Source organism: Streptomyces sp. SirexAA-E, from assembly GCF_000177195.2.
Taxonomy (GTDB): Bacteria; Actinomycetota; Actinomycetes; order Streptomycetales; family Streptomycetaceae; genus Streptomyces; species Streptomyces flavovirens.
The window spans coordinates 5113861-5129121 of the sequence record NC_015953.1 but is presented as its reverse complement, the minus strand read 5'-3'; the positions used below and the strand labels follow the sequence as shown (position 1 = coordinate 5129121).

At 71.7% G+C, this 15261-nt stretch carries 10 protein-coding genes; 7 read left to right on the top strand and 3 right to left on the bottom strand.

What is annotated here, in order from left to right:
• Positions 1–43: 43 nt before the first annotated feature.
• Positions 44–2725, bottom strand: a complete 2682-nt coding sequence (glgP, locus tag SACTE_RS23030) for an alpha-glucan family phosphorylase (RefSeq protein WP_014048420.1) — start codon at positions 2723–2725, stop codon at positions 44–46.
• A 707-nt stretch (positions 2726–3432) separates the two neighbouring features.
• Here glgP and SACTE_RS23025 point away from each other — a divergent pair.
• The 4 genes from SACTE_RS23025 to glgB all read left to right on the top strand — a co-directional run bounded on the left by SACTE_RS23025 (position 3433) and on the right by glgB (position 11541).
• Positions 3433–5529 carry an alpha-1,4-glucan--maltose-1-phosphate maltosyltransferase gene (locus SACTE_RS23025; protein ID WP_014048419.1) on the top strand — a complete coding sequence of 699 codons (2097 nt, stop codon included), beginning with the start codon at positions 3433–3435 and terminating at the stop codon, positions 5527–5529.
• The gene (treS, locus tag SACTE_RS23020) at positions 5526–7253 is read left to right on the top strand and encodes a maltose alpha-D-glucosyltransferase (protein WP_014048418.1); all 1728 of its coding nucleotides are present in this window, start codon (positions 5526–5528) and stop codon (positions 7251–7253) included. Before SACTE_RS23025 ends, treS begins: the two co-directional genes overlap by 4 nt.
• A 232-nt stretch (positions 7254–7485) precedes the next feature.
• Positions 7486–8946 (top strand): phosphotransferase, encoded by a 1461-nt coding sequence (locus SACTE_RS23015; RefSeq protein WP_014048417.1) that lies wholly within the window; start codon positions 7486–7488, stop codon positions 8944–8946.
• Positions 8947–8994: 48 nt separating this feature from the next.
• Positions 8995–11541, top strand: coding sequence for a 1,4-alpha-glucan branching enzyme (gene glgB / locus SACTE_RS23010; RefSeq protein ID WP_014048416.1), 2547 nt, complete (start codon positions 8995–8997; stop codon positions 11539–11541).
• 161 nt (positions 11542–11702) lie between these two features.
• Here glgB and SACTE_RS23005 read toward each other — a convergent pair whose 3' ends face one another.
• Together SACTE_RS23005 and SACTE_RS23000 are read right to left on the bottom strand one after the other, a co-directional pair.
• Positions 11703–12269: a hypothetical protein gene (locus SACTE_RS23005; RefSeq protein ID WP_014048415.1), complete on the bottom strand. Its 567-nt coding sequence runs from the start codon at positions 12267–12269 to the stop codon at positions 11703–11705.
• Positions 12266–12667 carry a VOC family protein gene (locus tag SACTE_RS23000; protein WP_014048414.1) on the bottom strand — a complete coding sequence of 134 codons (402 nt, stop codon included), beginning with the start codon at positions 12665–12667 and terminating at the stop codon, positions 12266–12268. Before SACTE_RS23000 ends, SACTE_RS23005 begins: the two co-directional genes overlap by 4 nt.
• 282 nt (positions 12668–12949) lie before the next feature.
• On the opposite strand from SACTE_RS23000, the gene SACTE_RS22995 reads away from it, so the two are divergent.
• The 3 genes from SACTE_RS22995 (at position 12950) to SACTE_RS22985 (ending at position 15261) form a co-directional block, all read left to right on the top strand.
• Complete coding sequence (locus SACTE_RS22995) at positions 12950–13483, top strand: hypothetical protein (protein ID WP_014048413.1); 534 nt, start codon at positions 12950–12952, stop codon at positions 13481–13483.
• A gap of 240 nt (positions 13484–13723) precedes the next feature.
• A complete protein-coding gene (locus SACTE_RS22990) occupies positions 13724–14476 on the top strand; it encodes a hypothetical protein (protein ID WP_014048412.1) in 753 nt (250 codons plus the stop codon).
• A gap of 242 nt (positions 14477–14718) precedes the next feature.
• The gene (locus SACTE_RS22985) at positions 14719–15261 is read left to right on the top strand and encodes a DUF1707 domain-containing protein (RefSeq protein ID WP_014048411.1); all 543 of its coding nucleotides are present in this window, start codon (positions 14719–14721) and stop codon (positions 15259–15261) included.

Here is a 15261-nt window from a genome sequence, read left to right as displayed (position 1 = left end):
GCCGGGCACACCGGGAGGCGGGGCCGGGGCCAGGCGGCGCGGATCAGCGCAGGAGCATGCCCGCGCCGGTGCCCGTGTCCGTGCCGACGGCCTCTCCGGGCACCGCGACCAGCCCGAGTTCGGCACCCGAGGCGAGCAGCGGATGCGCGGGCAGCACCCGCACGGTGTAGCCGTAGGGCCCGGTGCGGTCCAGGGCGAGCGGTCCCTCGTACAGCCAGCGGTCCTCCAGGTCGTGGCCGCCGGCCGGTTTCAGCGGGAACGTCTGGGCCTCGGCGATACCGTCGCTGGAGTCGACCCGTCCCGCGACCACCTGGACCTCCACGTCGTCCGGGTCGAGGCCGCCCAAGGCGATCCTGACCCGCAGCGCCAGGGTGGAGCCGAGCTCGGCCGAGCCGCCCACGACGGCGTCGGCCAGGGCCTCCACGTGGTCGACGCCGACCTGGGGCCAGGCCGCGTGGATCTTCGCCTTCCAGTCGGCCAGCTCGCGGGCCGCCGCCGGGGTCAGCGCCCTGCGGGCCAGCGCGGCGGGGGCGTAGAGCCGTTCCACGTACTCGCGGACCATCCGGCCGGCGAGCACCTTCGGGCCGAGGGTGACCAGGGTGCGGCGGACCATCTCGATCCAGCGTTCGGGCAGGTCGTCGGCGTTGCGGTCGTAGAAGCGGGGGGCGACCCGGTCCTCCAGCAGCTCGTAGAGGGCGTGGGCCTCCAGCTCGTCGCGCCGCTCCTCGTCGGTGGCCGAGCCGTCGGCGGTGGGGATCGCCCAGCCGAAGTCGGGTTCGAACCACTCGTCCCACCAGCCGTCACGGACCGAGAGGTTGAGGCAGCCGTTGAGCGCGGCCTTCATCCCGCTGGTACCGCACGCCTCCAGGGGGCGCAGCGGGTTGTTGAGCCAGACGTCACAGCCCGGGTAGAGCTTCTGCGCCATGCCCATGCCGTAGTCCGGCAGGAAGACGATGCGGTGGCGCACCCTCGGGTCGTCGGCGAAGCGCACCAGCTCCTGGACGAGCCGCTTCCCGCCGTCGTCGGCGGGGTGCGCCTTGCCGGCGACGACGATCTGGACCGGGCGCGTGGGGTGGAGCAGCAGCTCCCGCAGCCGCTCGCGGTCGTGCAGCATCAGCGTGAGGCGCTTGTACGAGGGGACCCGGCGGGCGAAGCCGATGGTCAGCACGTCGGGGTCGAGCACGCCGTCGATCCAGCCGAGTTCGGCGGTGCCCGCGCCACGCCGTCGCCAGGAGGCGTAGAGCCGCTTGCGCACCTCGGTGACCAGCTGTTCGCGCAGGCCTCGGCGGAGGTCCCAGATCTCCCGGTCCGGGACGGCGGTGACACCGTCCCAGCGCCGGGGTGTGCCGGGCCGGGCGCCCTGGACGCTGCCGACGTCGGCGCCGGCCAGCGCGCTCTCCGCGCGTTCGGCGCCGAACTTCCTGGCCCCGAGGCGGAGGACCTCGGGCGCGACCCAGGTGGGGGCGTGCACGCCGTTGGTGACGGAGGTGATGGGGACCTCGGCGGGGTCGAAGCCGGGCCACAGACCGGAGAACATCTCGCGGCTGACCGCCCCGTGCAGGGTGGAGACTCCGTTGGCCCGCTGGGCGAGCCGCAGGCCCATCACCGCCATGTTGAAGAGGCCGGGCTCGCCGCCCGGGTAGGTCTCCGTGCCGAGACGCAGGATCCGTTCGACGTCGACGCCGGGCAGCTCGCCGTCGTCGCCGAAGTGCCGGGCGACGAGCTGGCTCTCGAAGCGGTCTATCCCGGCGGGCACCGGGGTGTGCGTGGTGAAGACCGCCCCGGCCCGCACCGTCTCCAGGGCGGCGTCGAAGCCGAGGCCCGTCTCGACGAGCTCCCGGATGCGCTCCAGGCCGAGGAATCCGGCGTGTCCCTCGTTGGTGTGGAAGACCTCGGGGGCGGCGTGTCCGGTGAGCCGGCAGTAGGTGCGCACGGCGCGCACCCCGCCGATGCCCAGCAGCATCTCCTGGAGCAGCCGGTGGTCGCTCCCCCCGCCGTAGAGCCGGTCGGTGACGTCGCGTTCGCCCGGGGCGTTCTCCTCGACGTCGGAGTCGAGCAGCAGCAGCGGGACGCGGCCGACCTGGGCCTGCCAGACGGAGGCGTACAGCGAGCGCCCGCCGGGCAGGGCCAGCACCACCCGGCTGGGGGTGCCGTCCGCCTCGCGCAGGAGGGTGAGCGGCAGCTCGTTGGGGTCGAGGACGGGGTAGTGCTCCTGCTGCCAGCCGTCGCGGGACAGCGTCTGGCGGAAGTAGCCGTGGCGGTAGAGCAGGCCGACCCCGATGAGCGGCACACCGAGGTCGCTGGCGGCCTTGAGGTGGTCCCCGGCGAGGATGCCGAGACCGCCGGAGTACTGGGGCAGGGCGGCGGTGACACCGAATTCGGGTGAGAAGTAGGCGACGGCCGAGGGGAGTTCGGCGCCCTCGGAGAGCTGGTCCTGGTACCACCTGGGGCCGTCGAGGTACGCCCGCAGGTCCTCGGACACCTCGGTGAGCCGGCGCAGGAACTGCTGGTCCGCGGCCAGCTCGGCGAGGCGCCCGGCGGACACGGCGCCGAGGAGGCGCACCGGGTCGGCGTCCGCGGGCCGCCAGCCCTCGGGGTCGGCCGCCTGGAAGAGCTGCTGGGTGTCGGTGTGCCAGGACCAGCGCAGGTTGCGGGCGAGGTCGCTGAGCGGTTGCAGGGGTTCGGGGAGGACGGGACGCACGGTGAATCGACGAATGGCCTTCACGTATCCCACCTTTACAGGGGACGTACGGATCCGAGGGGACGCACGGCGGTGTGCGTCCTGACCGTCACCCTCGACGGTAGCCGTGTGCGGCCGTACACAACCACGGCGCGCGACCGGCTCAGTGGACCGGGCGCCGCGCGGATCATCCGCCCCCGCCCCTGTCGTTGCACCGTGCGCGCTCTTCCCCGCCCCCTCCCCGGACCCGGTCGCCGCACCCGCCACGCCCGTCCCTCGCGACGCAGGCACCCCATGGGCCAGATGCGCACACATCCGGCACAGGCGATATGGCTGATTTCTACTCCTCACGCGACCTTGTGGCGCTTCGTGCCACAGGGAAGGCTGCGGAGTGCGCCCCAGGACGCTCCCTGAAGCGCCCGGAGACCGGCGCGCGACGCACGACACGTGCGCCGGGTGCACCCAGGAGTTAACACAGCGCCGGGTTGACCGCCCGGAAGCGGTGGGAAGGCTTCCCCGGTATCGGCCCGGCGTACGTCCCAGGTGCCCGGTCCGGGCACGAACCCCCCTTCGCACCTGCCATTCGAGTGCCATTCGAGTGAACGCGGACAGGAGCGGCCATGCACACCCCCCGTCACCCGACGTCCGAGCAGCTACAAAGGACGCAACCCCCCATTCGCGGCGCACGCGGTCAGCCCTCCCCACCCACCCCGCGCCCCGTGCATGCCCAGCTCCGGCCCCCAGGTGATTCCATGATCGGTCGCATTCCCGTCCTGGACGTCCGTCCCCTCGTCGACTGCGGGAGACGGCCGGCCAAAGCCGTCGTGGGCGAGACCTTCCAGGTCAGCGCCACCGTCTTCCGTGAAGGCCACGACGCGGTGGCCGCCGATGTGGTGCTGCGCGATCCGAGCGGGCGGCCCGGCCCCTGGACGCCGATGCGCGAGCTCGCCCCGGGGACGGACCGCTGGGGCGCCGAGGTGACACCGGACGCCGAGGGGCACTGGACGTTCACCGTCGAGGCGTGGAGCGATCCGGTCACCACCTGGCGGGCGCACGCGCGGATCAAGGTCCCCGCCGGGATCGACACGGACCTGGTCTTCGCGGAGGGCGCCGAGCTGTACGAGCGCGCCGCCTCGGGCGTACCGAAGCGGGACGGGCGCGAGGCGGTGCTGGCCGCGGTCGACGCGCTGCGCGACCCGGGCCGCCCGGCGGCCGAGCGGCTCGCGGCGGCGCTCTCCCCCGAGGTCGACGAGGCCCTCGGCCGCCACCCCCTGCGCGAACTGGTCACGGCCTCGCGCCCGCAGCCCCTCGTGGTGGAGCGCCGGCGCGCTCTGTACGGCTCCTGGTACGAGCTGTTCCCGCGTTCGGAGGGCGCGCGGTGGGAGGAGCCCGCGCCCGCCGAGCGCGCCCGCGCACCGAGGGCGAAGACGGCGAAGAAGTCCGCCGCCCCGGCCGCGAAGAAGCGGGCGGCGGCCACCACGCAGCTGCCGCCCGAGGCCCCGCGCCTGGTCAGCGGCACCTTCCGCACGGCGGCCGAGCGGCTGCCCGCCGTCGCCGCCATGGGGTTCGACGTCGTCTACCTCCCGCCGGTCCACCCCATCGGCACCACCCACCGCAAGGGCCCCAACAACAGCCTCACCCCGGGCGCCGACGACCCCGGGGTGCCCTGGGCGATCGGCTCGGCGGACGGCGGTCACGACGCGGTCCACCCGGATCTCGGCACGCTGGAGGACTTCGACCACTTCGTCGAGACGGCCCGCACCCTGCGGATGGAGATCGCGCTGGACTTCGCCCTCCAGTGCTCCCCGGACCACCCCTGGGTGAAGGAGCATCCGGAGTGGTTCCACCACCGGCCGGACGGCTCCATCGCCTACGCCGAGAACCCGCCGAAGAAGTACCAGGACATCTATCCGATCGCCTTCGACCAGGACCTCGCCGGGATCGTGGCGGAGACCGTGCGCATCCTGCGGTTCTGGATGGACCACGGCGTACGGATCTTCCGCGTGGACAACCCGCACACCAAGCCGGTGGTGTTCTGGGAGAAGGTCATCGCCGACGTCAACCGCACCGATCCGGACGTGATCTTCCTGGCCGAGGCGTTCACCCGTCCGGCGATGATGCGGACCCTGGCCGCGGTCGGCTTCCAGCAGTCGTACACCTACTTCACCTGGCGTAACACGAAGCGGGAACTCACCGAGTACGTCACCGAGCTTTCGGGCGACAGTGCCTCGTACATGCGTCCCAACTTCTTCGTGAACACGCCCGACATCCTTCCCGGTTACCTCCAGGACGGGGGCCGTCCGGCCTTCGAGACGCGGGCCGTGCTGGCCGCGACCCTCTCGCCGTCCTGGGGCGTGTACGCGGGCTTCGAGCTGTGCGAGAACACCCCGGTGCATTCCGGGAGCGAGGAGTACCAGGACTCGGAGAAGTACCAACTCAGGCCCAGGGACTGGGAGTCGGCGGAACGTGAGGGCCGCTCACTGGCACCCCTGATCACCTGCCTCAACCGGATCCGTCGTCGCCACCCGGCGCTCCAGCAACTGCGCGACGTGCACTTCCACTCGGTCGACAACGAGGCGCTGATCGCATACAGCAAGCGTTCCGGTTCGAACATCGTTCTGGTGGTCGTCAACCTCGACCCTCACCACACCCAGGAGGCCACGGTCTCGTTGGACATGCCGCGTCTCGGCCTCGACTGGCACGAGAGCGTGCCGGTGCGCGACGAGCTCACCGGCGACACCTATCACTGGGGCAGGACCTTCTATGTGCGTCTGGAGCCGGGTGCGACACCCGCGCACATCGCGGTCCTGCGACCGTCCCCGCCGACCGGAGGGTCACCCACACCATGATCGTCAATGAGCCCGTCCACGACCTGTTCGAGGACACTCCCGCCAAGGACCGCGATCCCGACTGGTTCAAGCGCGCCGTCTTCTACGAGGTACTCGTCCGGTCCTTCCAGGACTCCAACGGCGACGGCGTCGGCGACCTCAAAGGCCTCACCGCCAAGCTGGACTACCTCCAGTGGCTCGGCGTCGACTGCCTCTGGCTGCCGCCGTTCTTCAAGTCGCCGCTGCGCGACGGCGGTTACGACGTCTCCGACTACACCGCCGTGCTGCCGGAGTTCGGCGACCTCGCCGACTTCGTGGAGTTCGTGGACGCCGCGCACCAGCGCGGCATGCGCGTGATCATCGACTTCGTCATGAATCACACGAGCGACCAGCACGACTGGTTCCAGCAGTCCCGCACCGACCCCGACGGGCCGTACGGCGACTACTACGTCTGGGCCGACGACGACAAGCAGTTCCCGGACGCCCGGATCATCTTCGTCGACACGGAGACGTCCAACTGGACGTTCGACCCGGTGCGCAAGCAGTACTACTGGCACCGGTTCTTCTCCCACCAGCCCGATCTCAACTACGAGAACCCGGCGGTGCAGGAGGAGATCATCTCGGCACTCCGCTTCTGGCTGGACCTGGGCATCGACGGCTTCCGGGTGGACGCCGTGCCGTACCTCTACCAGCGCGAGGGCACGAACTGCGAGAACCTCCCGGAGACCCACAACTTCCTCAAGCGGGTCCGCAAGGAGATCGACGCCAACTACCCGGACACGGTGCTGCTGGCCGAGGCCAACCAGTGGCCGGAGGACGTCGTCGACTACTTCGGCGACTACACGGCCGGCGGCGACGAGTGCCACATGGCGTTCCACTTCCCCGTGATGCCGCGGATCTTCATGGCGGTACGGCGGGAGAGCCGCTACCCGGTCTCCGAGATCCTGGCGAAGACCCCGCAGATCCCGTCCGGCTGCCAGTGGGGCATCTTCCTGCGCAACCACGACGAGCTCACGCTCGAAATGGTCACGGACGAAGAGCGCGACTACATGTACGCGGAGTACGCCAAGGATCCGCGGATGCGGGCCAACATCGGCATCCGCCGCCGTCTCGCGCCGCTCCTGGACAACGACCGCAACCAGATCGAGCTGTTCACGGCGCTGCTGCTGTCGCTGCCCGGCTCCCCGATCCTCTACTACGGGGACGAGATCGGGATGGGCGACAACATCTGGCTGGGCGACCGCGACGCGGTGCGCACCCCGATGCAGTGGACACCGGACCGCAACGCCGGGTTCTCCTCCAGCGACCCGGGGCGGCTCTACCTCCCCACGATCATGGATCCGGTCTACGGCTACCAGGTCACCAACGTGGAGGCGTCGATGGCGTCGCCCTCCTCGCTGCTGCACTGGACACGGCGGATGATCGAGATCCGCAAGCAGAACCCGGCGTTCGGCCTCGGCTCGTACACCGAACTGCCGTCGTCCAACCCGGCGGTGATCGCGTTCACCCGTGAGTACAAGGACGACCTCGTGCTGTGCGTCCACAACTTCTCGCGGTTCGCACAGCCGACCGAGCTGGATCTGCGGGACTTCGACGGGCGTCACCCGGTGGAGCTGATCGGCGGGGTGCGTTTCCCGGCCGTGGGTCAGTGGCCCTACCTGCTGACTCTCGCGGGGCACGGCTTCTACTGGTTCCGGATGCGCAAGGACACGGCGGCCGCCCTGCCGCCGCGGGCCAAGAGCTGACGGCGCCTCACCTTCGTGGTGCCACCCGCGGGGCGGTTTCCGCCGCCCCGCACGGGGCACGTGGACACCGTATCGAGCTCTCATGGCTCCTTCGGGCTCCTGGTGCCCTTCGATCGATCGAGTCCGTACGGACCATCCTCACCCGACACGTCCCGCACAGCCGGACAGCCATTGCCGCAATCCGGGACACTCTTCGCATCCTGTGGTGTGCCCGGGGAAAGGACGCGATGCCATGTCGGAGGCTGCATCCACTCGAGTCGCCCTGGCGAAGAGCACAACAACGAGAAAGACCCCGAGACGAAGTCCGTCGGGGCCGGCGGCCGTTCCGCCGGGCACCGCGGGCACGACGGCCCTGCTGCCGTCGCTCGCCCCGCTGCTCCACGAGTGGCTGCCCCGGCAGCGGTGGTTCGCGGGGAAGGGCCGGCCGGTCACCGGTTTCTCACTCGTCGCGGCGACGGAGATACTGCCGCTGGATCCGTCGGCCGCGGGCCCGGGGCTGCTGCACCTGCTCGTCCGGGCCCACCAGCCGAACAGCCCGGCCCGGTCCCACGACGACGACTGCTACCAACTGCTGCTCGGTGTGCGCGGCTCGCTGCCCGCGCGCCTGGCGGCGGCCCGTATCGGCCAGGTGACGGACGGCCCGCTGGCCGGCCGCACCCTGTACGAGGGGCTGCACGATCCGCGCGTCGCCGACCTCCTGCTGGAACGATTCCGTAACCCTGGGTCACTCGGACCGCTGCGCTTCGAGCGGGCCGCGCCGATCGAGCCGGGGCTCACCCCGCGGGTCCTGGACGCCGAGCAGTCCAACTCCTCGCTGGTCTACGGCGACGCCTACATCCTGAAGATCTTCCGCCGGGTCTTCCCCGGCACCAACCCCGATCTGGAGCTGCCACTGGCACTCGCCCGCGAGGGCTGCGGCCGGGTACCGGCCCCGGTCGCCTGGTTCGAGGCGGCCACCCCGGAGCCGCTGACACTCGGTGTGCTGCAACCGTTCCTGCACGGCGCGAAGGACGGCTGGCAGCTGGCGCTGGCCGCACTGGGCGCGGGGCGCGACTTCGTCCCGGAGGCGCGTGCGCTGGGCCGGGCCACGGCGGAGGTGCACACCGCACTGGCCACCGCGCTCCCGACGCCCGCGCTGCTCCAGTCGCAGACCAGACACCTGGTGACGGGGATGGTCGAGCGTCTGGAGGCCGCCGCGCAGGCGGTCCCGGCCCTCGTCCCGTACGTCCCCGGGCTGCGCACCGCCTTCGACGCCGTGACCGCGCTGGGGCACCAGGGCCGCAGCTGGGCCGCCCAGCGGGTCCACGGCGACCTGCATCTGGGTCAGACGCTGCGCGGGGAGGACGGTTTCTGGTCACTGATCGACTTCGAGGGCGAACCGGCCAAACCCCTGCCCGAGCGCCGCAGCCCGCAGCCCCCGGTGCGCGACGTGGCCGGGATGCTCCGTTCCTTCGACTACGCGGCACGTACGCACCGCCCCTGGAGCCCCGAGTGGGCGGCCCGCTGCCGCGCCGCGTACTGCGAGGGCTACGCCGAGGCGGCGGGCACGGACCCGCGCAGCGAACCGGAGCTGCTGCGCGCCCATGAGACCGACAAGGCGGTGTACGAGGTGCTGTACGAGGCCCGGCACCGCCCCGACTGGCTGCCGGTCCCGATGGCGGCGATCCAGCGCCTGGCGGCCACGACCGTGTGACCCCTTCCCCCCGCCCCTCCCTTCTCCCCCTCCTAGGAGGCCGTCCCTGTGACCGCCCGTAAGCCGTCCCGCAAGTCGCCCGAGCCCATCGAGGTCCCGCCCGCAGCGCAGCCGGTGACCACCGAGGTCACCGAGACCGCCTCCGACACCCCGGCGCCCGCCAAGCGCCCCCGGGCCAAGCGGACCACGGCCACCAAGACCGCGAGCACGAAGTCCGCCGGGGCCAAGGCGGCGGGCACGAAGGCCGTGCGCGCCAAGGCCGCGAGCACCAAGGCCCCCGCCGCTCCCTCCGCTTCCCCGGCCCCGGCGCCCGCCGCCGACGACGTCACCGTCGAGGCGCCTTCCGCGACGGACGGCGCCCCCGTCCCGGCAGCAGCCGCTCCGCCCCGCCCCCGGCGCGGCGGCGGCAGCAAGGACGCGCTTCCGGCCACGGCCCTGGCGGACGGGGACCGCCGGCGGCTGTTGTCCGGTGAGCACCACGCCCCGCACGACGTGCTGGGCGCGCACCCGGCCCGGGGCGGAGTGGTCGTCCGCGTCCTGCGGCCCTTCGCCCGCGCGGTCACCGTACTGGCCGAGGGCCTGCGGGCCGAGCTGCAGAGCGACGGCGACGGCCTCTTCTCCGGCGTCCTGCCGATGGCGGCCGTCCCTGACGCGTACCGCCTGCTGATCACGTACGACGACAACGAGATCGAGGCGGAGGACCCGTACCGCTTCCTGCCCGCGGTCGGCGATCTCGATCTGCACCTGATCGGGGAGGGTCGGCACGAGGAGCTGTGGAAGGCCCTCGGCGCGCAGCCGATGGAGCACCAGGGCGTCGCGGGCACCCGCTTCACGGTGTGGGCGCCGGACGCGCGCGGGGTGCGGATCGCGGGTGACTTCAACTACTGGGACGGCGCGGGCTTCCCCATGCGTTCGCTGGGCTCCACCGGCGTGTGGGAGCTCTTCCTCCCCGGCGTCGGCGAGGGCGCCCTCTACAAGTACGACATCTGCCGCCCCGACGGTTCGCACACCCTGCGTGCCGACCCGATGGCCCGGCAGGCGGAGGTCCCGCCCGCGACCGCCTCGGTGGTCACCGCCTCGCACCACGTGTGGCAGGACGCCGACTGGATGGCGCACCGGGGCGACCGCCCGGTGCACGAGGCCCCGTTCTCCGTGTACGAGGTGCACCTGCCGTCCTGGCGTCCCGGCCTCGGCTACCGCGAGCTGGCGTCCCAGCTCCCCGCCTACGTGCGTGAGCTGGGCTTCACCCATGTGGAGCTGATGCCCGTCGCCGAGCACCCCTTCGGCGGGTCGTGGGGCTACCAGGTCACCGGTTTCTACGCCCCCACCTCCCGGCTGGGCACCCCGGACGACTTCCGTTTCCTGGTCGACTCCCTGCACGCGGCGGGCATCGGCGTCCTGATGGACTGGGTGCCCGCGCACTTCCCGCGCGACGACTGGGCCCTCGCCGAGTTCGACGGCCGCCCGCTGTACGAGCACTCGGACCCGAGGCGGGCCGCCCACCCGGACTGGGGGACGCTGGAGTTCGACTACGGCCGCAAGGAGGTCCGCAACTTCCTGGTCGCCAACGCCACGTACTGGTGCGAGGAGTTCCACATCGACGGGCTGCGGGTCGACGCGGTGGCCTCGATGCTCTACCTCGACTACTCGCGCGAGGAAGGCCAGTGGTCGCCGAACGAGTTCGGCGGGCGGGAGAACCTGGACGCGGTCGCCTTCCTCCAGGAGATGAACGCGACGGTCTACCGCCGCAACCCGGGCGTCGTCACGATCGCCGAGGAGTCGACCGCCTGGGAGGGCGTCACACGGGCGACCGACCAGGGCGGCCTGGGCTTCGGCCTGAAGTGGAACATGGGCTGGATGCACGACTCGCTGGTGTACGTCTCCAAGGAGCCGATCCACCGCAAGTACCACCACAACGAGATGACGTTCTCGATGGTGTACGCGTACAGCGAGAACTACGTGCTGCCGATCTCGCACGACGAGGTGGTGCACGGCAAGCAGGCGCTGGTCAGCAAGATGCCGGGCGACTGGTGGCAGCGCCGCGCCGACCACCGGGCCTACCTCGGCTTCATGTGGGCCCACCCCGGCAAGCAACTCCTCTTCATGGGACAGGAGTTCGCCCAGGGCGCGGAGTGGTCCGAGAGCCACGGACCGGACTGGTGGCTGCTGGACGAGACGTACGAGGCATCCGGCGACCACCGGGGCGTGCGGACGCTGGTGAGCGACCTGAACGCCGTGTACAACGCGCTGCCCGCGCTCTGGCAGCGTGACACGGACCCGGGCGGCTTCTCCTGGATCGACGGCGGCGCGGCGGAGGACAACGCGTTCTCGTTCGTCCGCTACGACGCGGACGGCTCCCCGCTGATCGCGGTCTCCCACTTCTCCCCGGTGGTACGCCACGACTACCGCATCGGGGTCCCGGAGGGCGCCGACGCCTGGGTGGAGGTCATCAACACGGACGCGGCCCGCTACGGCGGCGGCGACGTCCGCAACGAGGAGCCGCTGAAACCGGAGGCGGTACCGGCCCACGGCCGGGACACCAGCATCACCCTGACACTGCCGCCACTGGCGACGGTGTGGCTGCGGCCCGCCTGACGGGGCGGGGCACGGGGCGGGGCCGGCGCACCTCGGGTGCGCCGGCCCGCTTGCCCTGCGCGGACGCGTTCAGGGCTGTGCCGTGAGTCCTGGCGGGCGACAGCGAGATCGCGCGGGCGTCGCGGGGTCGCCGCCGACCATCCCGCTGCCCCTCGGCCGCCCTACTTGAGCTTGTACGAGCAGGGCTTGCCCTTGGGGCCGCTCTCGTTCTCCACGACGGTCTTGCCGTCGACGGTGATCGAGCAGCCCGCCGCGACCAGCGTGCCGTCGGCCGCGGTCGTGGTGCCGGGCGTGACGAGCACCAGCCTGCCGACCTCGCGCTCCGCGCCCCGCGGGGCGATGGTGGCGGTCTTGGACCACGGCAGGTCCACCTGCGCGAAGTCGGAGTCGTCGAGGGTGTACATGACGTTGCTCTTACCCGTCCCCTCGACCTTGATGGTCACCTCGTGCGAGGCGCCCTCCTTCACGGTGGTCCCGCCGGTCTCCTTCGGCTTGCCGGACTCCGGCGCGGCGGAGCCGTTGCCCTTGCTCTCGTCGGCGGGCTTGTCCTCGCCACCACCGCAGCCGGTCAGCAGAGCGGCCGCCAGGACGAAGGCCGTCGCGGTGAGTGTCTTGCGCATTGCATCCCCCGTGCTCGTTCCTCCCGGCACGCTCGCCGCGTCCGGGTCCTGGAAGAGCCTAGCCAGCGGCACGGACAGCCCTGCCACCGCCTTCGCTGACTCGCTCACGCGGCTCCGCTCTGCCGCAGGACGTCCAGGTAGTGGGGGTTGCGCATGACGCCCAGGATGTTGCCGAAGGGATCGACCACGGACGCGGTGACGAACCCCGCGCCGCGGTCCCGGAGCCCTTCGTACTCCTTCGCCCCCATGGACGTCAGCGTGTCGAGGGTGGCCGGCACATCGTCGACGTGCCAGTACAGGACAGCGCCGGCCGGGCCGGTCGCGGGGCCGTCGGGCGCGTAGCGGCTGTCGATGAGGCCGAGTTCGTGCTGGTGGTCACCGATGCGGAACTCGCAGTACCCCGGTCGCTCGAAGTACGGCTCGGTACCCAGAAGTTCGCTGTACCAGCTGCTCGCCGCAGCCAGATCGGCGGCCCAGAAACTGACGGTGGTGAGTCCTCGCAACATGTTCGCTTCCTTCGCCTCTACGGACACCGGATCCTGGCCGCGTTTTTTCTCGGCAGGTTCTGACGATAGGCGGGCAATAGGCCAGAAGCTGACCTGTTCGGGAGGCCGAGCCCGCGGCCGCCTTCGCGGTCCGGACCCTGGTGCCCGGAACCCGCTTTCCGGGCCTCGGGCTTCGGGCTTCGGGCCTCGGGCTTCGGGCTTCGGGCTTCGGGCTTCGGGCTTCGGGCTCCGGGCTTCGGGCTTCGGGAGGAGACCCCGTGAAATGATCGGACCATGACACGGATGCGTCTTCGTCTCACCGTCGCCCTCCCGCTGGCCCTCCTCGCCGCGACGGCGACCGGGTGCGGCGACGCGGGGACCGATCCCCGATCGGACGGCGCGCGGCCCACGAAGGAGGCCGAGGGATTCTGTCCGCTCCCCGAGGACGACCGGCCGGCTCCGACCCCCTGCATTACCGAGGACTGGAACGCGCGGCTGAAGGAGAACCACGCGTACCGCGAGCCGATGCCGATCACCGCCGAGCAGAAGGCGCAAGCCGCCCCCAGGGCGAAGGCACTGGCCGCGGCCCTGGGGGAGCTGGCGGACACCGGGACCGACGAGGGCGCCCTCCGCGCGGCGGCCGCCGAGGCCATCGGCATGACGCCGGAACGGATCGAGGTGGTCGGGACCGGCTTCGCACCGCTGCGGATGGTCAAGGTGGGCGGCGGCGAGGGACGCGTGTGCGTGAACGGGGCGGTCGACGGCTCGGGACACGCCGACGCCGAGGTCATCGGCCGCTCGGCCGACGGGGCCTGCCTGCCGCTGACGGGTCACTGACGGGACCTGCTACGCGGGTGCCGCCAGGTCCGGCGGTCCCGTCGGACTGTGCGCGCCCCGCCCCTCGCGGCGCGGATCCGGGGCCGCACACAGCCACACGCCCACGCCCGCCCACCGGCTCCCGCGACCCGCGACCCGAGCTCCGAGCCTCGAAGCCGCTTCGTCCAAGGCCGGGTTGGGGAGAAGTCCAGCTGAGCCGGGCCCGGCCCGGAGCGGTGATCAGAGGACAAGGGGACCGTGATGCACGAGGGCAAAGAGCGCCGAGCGGCGACGAGGGACGGAGCCGGTCGGCCGCGCGGCCCTGGTGTGCGAGACGCGGCCCGCGCGCTCGTCGGCCTCGCCCTGTTCGCGTCGCTCGTCGGGTGCACGGCCGACGGGAATGACGGGCAGGAGCGTGCGGCGCCCCCACGGTTCGACGCGACGGCGTCCCCCTTCACGGCGGAGGAGCTTCGCCACCGTCTCCTGTCGGGGGCCGAGGCGGGGAACGGCGTGGAACGCAGCGATCTGGACGAGGGCTCCGGTTCCCTCTCCGTGCAGGGCAGCACCCCGGACTGCGAGGAGCGCGCGCAGTACGAGGGGCGGCTCCCGGTCGTCGATCTCATGGGCACCACCCGTACGGCAGCCGCCGGTTACCGCCATGGGAAGGAACTCCTGGTGCAACGCCTCTACAGCGACGAGCCTGCCGCACTCATGACACGCACCCAGGCGCTGTTCACGACGCTGACCGCGTGCCCCCGGTACACGCAGATCATCTCCTTCGGAGACGAGGGGACTGCCGAGTACGACGTCAGAGCGCAGCGGGTCGAGGTCGCGGGCATGACGGGGCCGACCTACGGCTACTTGGAGACGAAGTCGCAGGCCGACGTCCCCGGTAGCACCACGGCCACCAAGGTGGTCGCGGTCCTCCGTGGCCGGGTGGCGGTCCTCCTGCAGGGAACCCCCGCGATGGTCGACCGCGCGCTGGCTCCGGCCGTGAGGAAGGCGACGAGCTGACGCCGCCGGAGGGGAGGGAGGATCTTCAGACGTCCGGGAGTCGACGTGACGCCCCGTCAGGACGCATGGCGATTCGCTTGCCGATGAAGGATGTTGGCGGGTCCCGGCCGGCCGTACCGCACTAGGGCTTGTTTCGAAAGTCCCGCCTGTCCGGCGACGCCTGGCACGCACGCTCGCTGCGTTGTCGGCCCCGCCCTCCGGGCGGACGGCGCTACTTTCGAAACAAGCCCTAGAGTGGGTCCGTGACCTCTCTGCCGGAGAACCCGCCGTCACCGCTCGGCGAAGACGACCGCGACACGGCCGTGCAGCGCCTCCAGGAGGCGTATGCCGAAGGGCACGTCTCCCACGAGGAGTTGAGCACGGGACTCGACCAGGTGCTCGCGGCCAGGACACACGACGAGCTCGCGCCGCTCCTGGCCTCGCTTCCCGGGGAGAAGGCGGGCACCACCTCCACGATCGCCGCCGCCGGTGGACGGATCCAGCGGCGCGGCGCATGGCGGGTACCGCGCACGCTCAAGGTCGAGTCCGCGTTCGGAAAGGTGCGCCTCGACCTGTCCCGGGCCGTTTTCGAGCACCCCGTGGTGGACATCGAGCTGCGCCTCGGCACCGGTAAGGCCAAGATCACGGTGCCTCACGACGCGGTCGTCGACATCGAGGGTCTGCGCACCGGCTGGAAGGACTCGGTCTACACGCCCCGGCGGCACTCCCCCGCCGGCGGTCCGACGATCCGTATCACCGGGGCCATGGGGTACGGACGGCTGAAGGTCCGCCACGCGCGGCGCTGA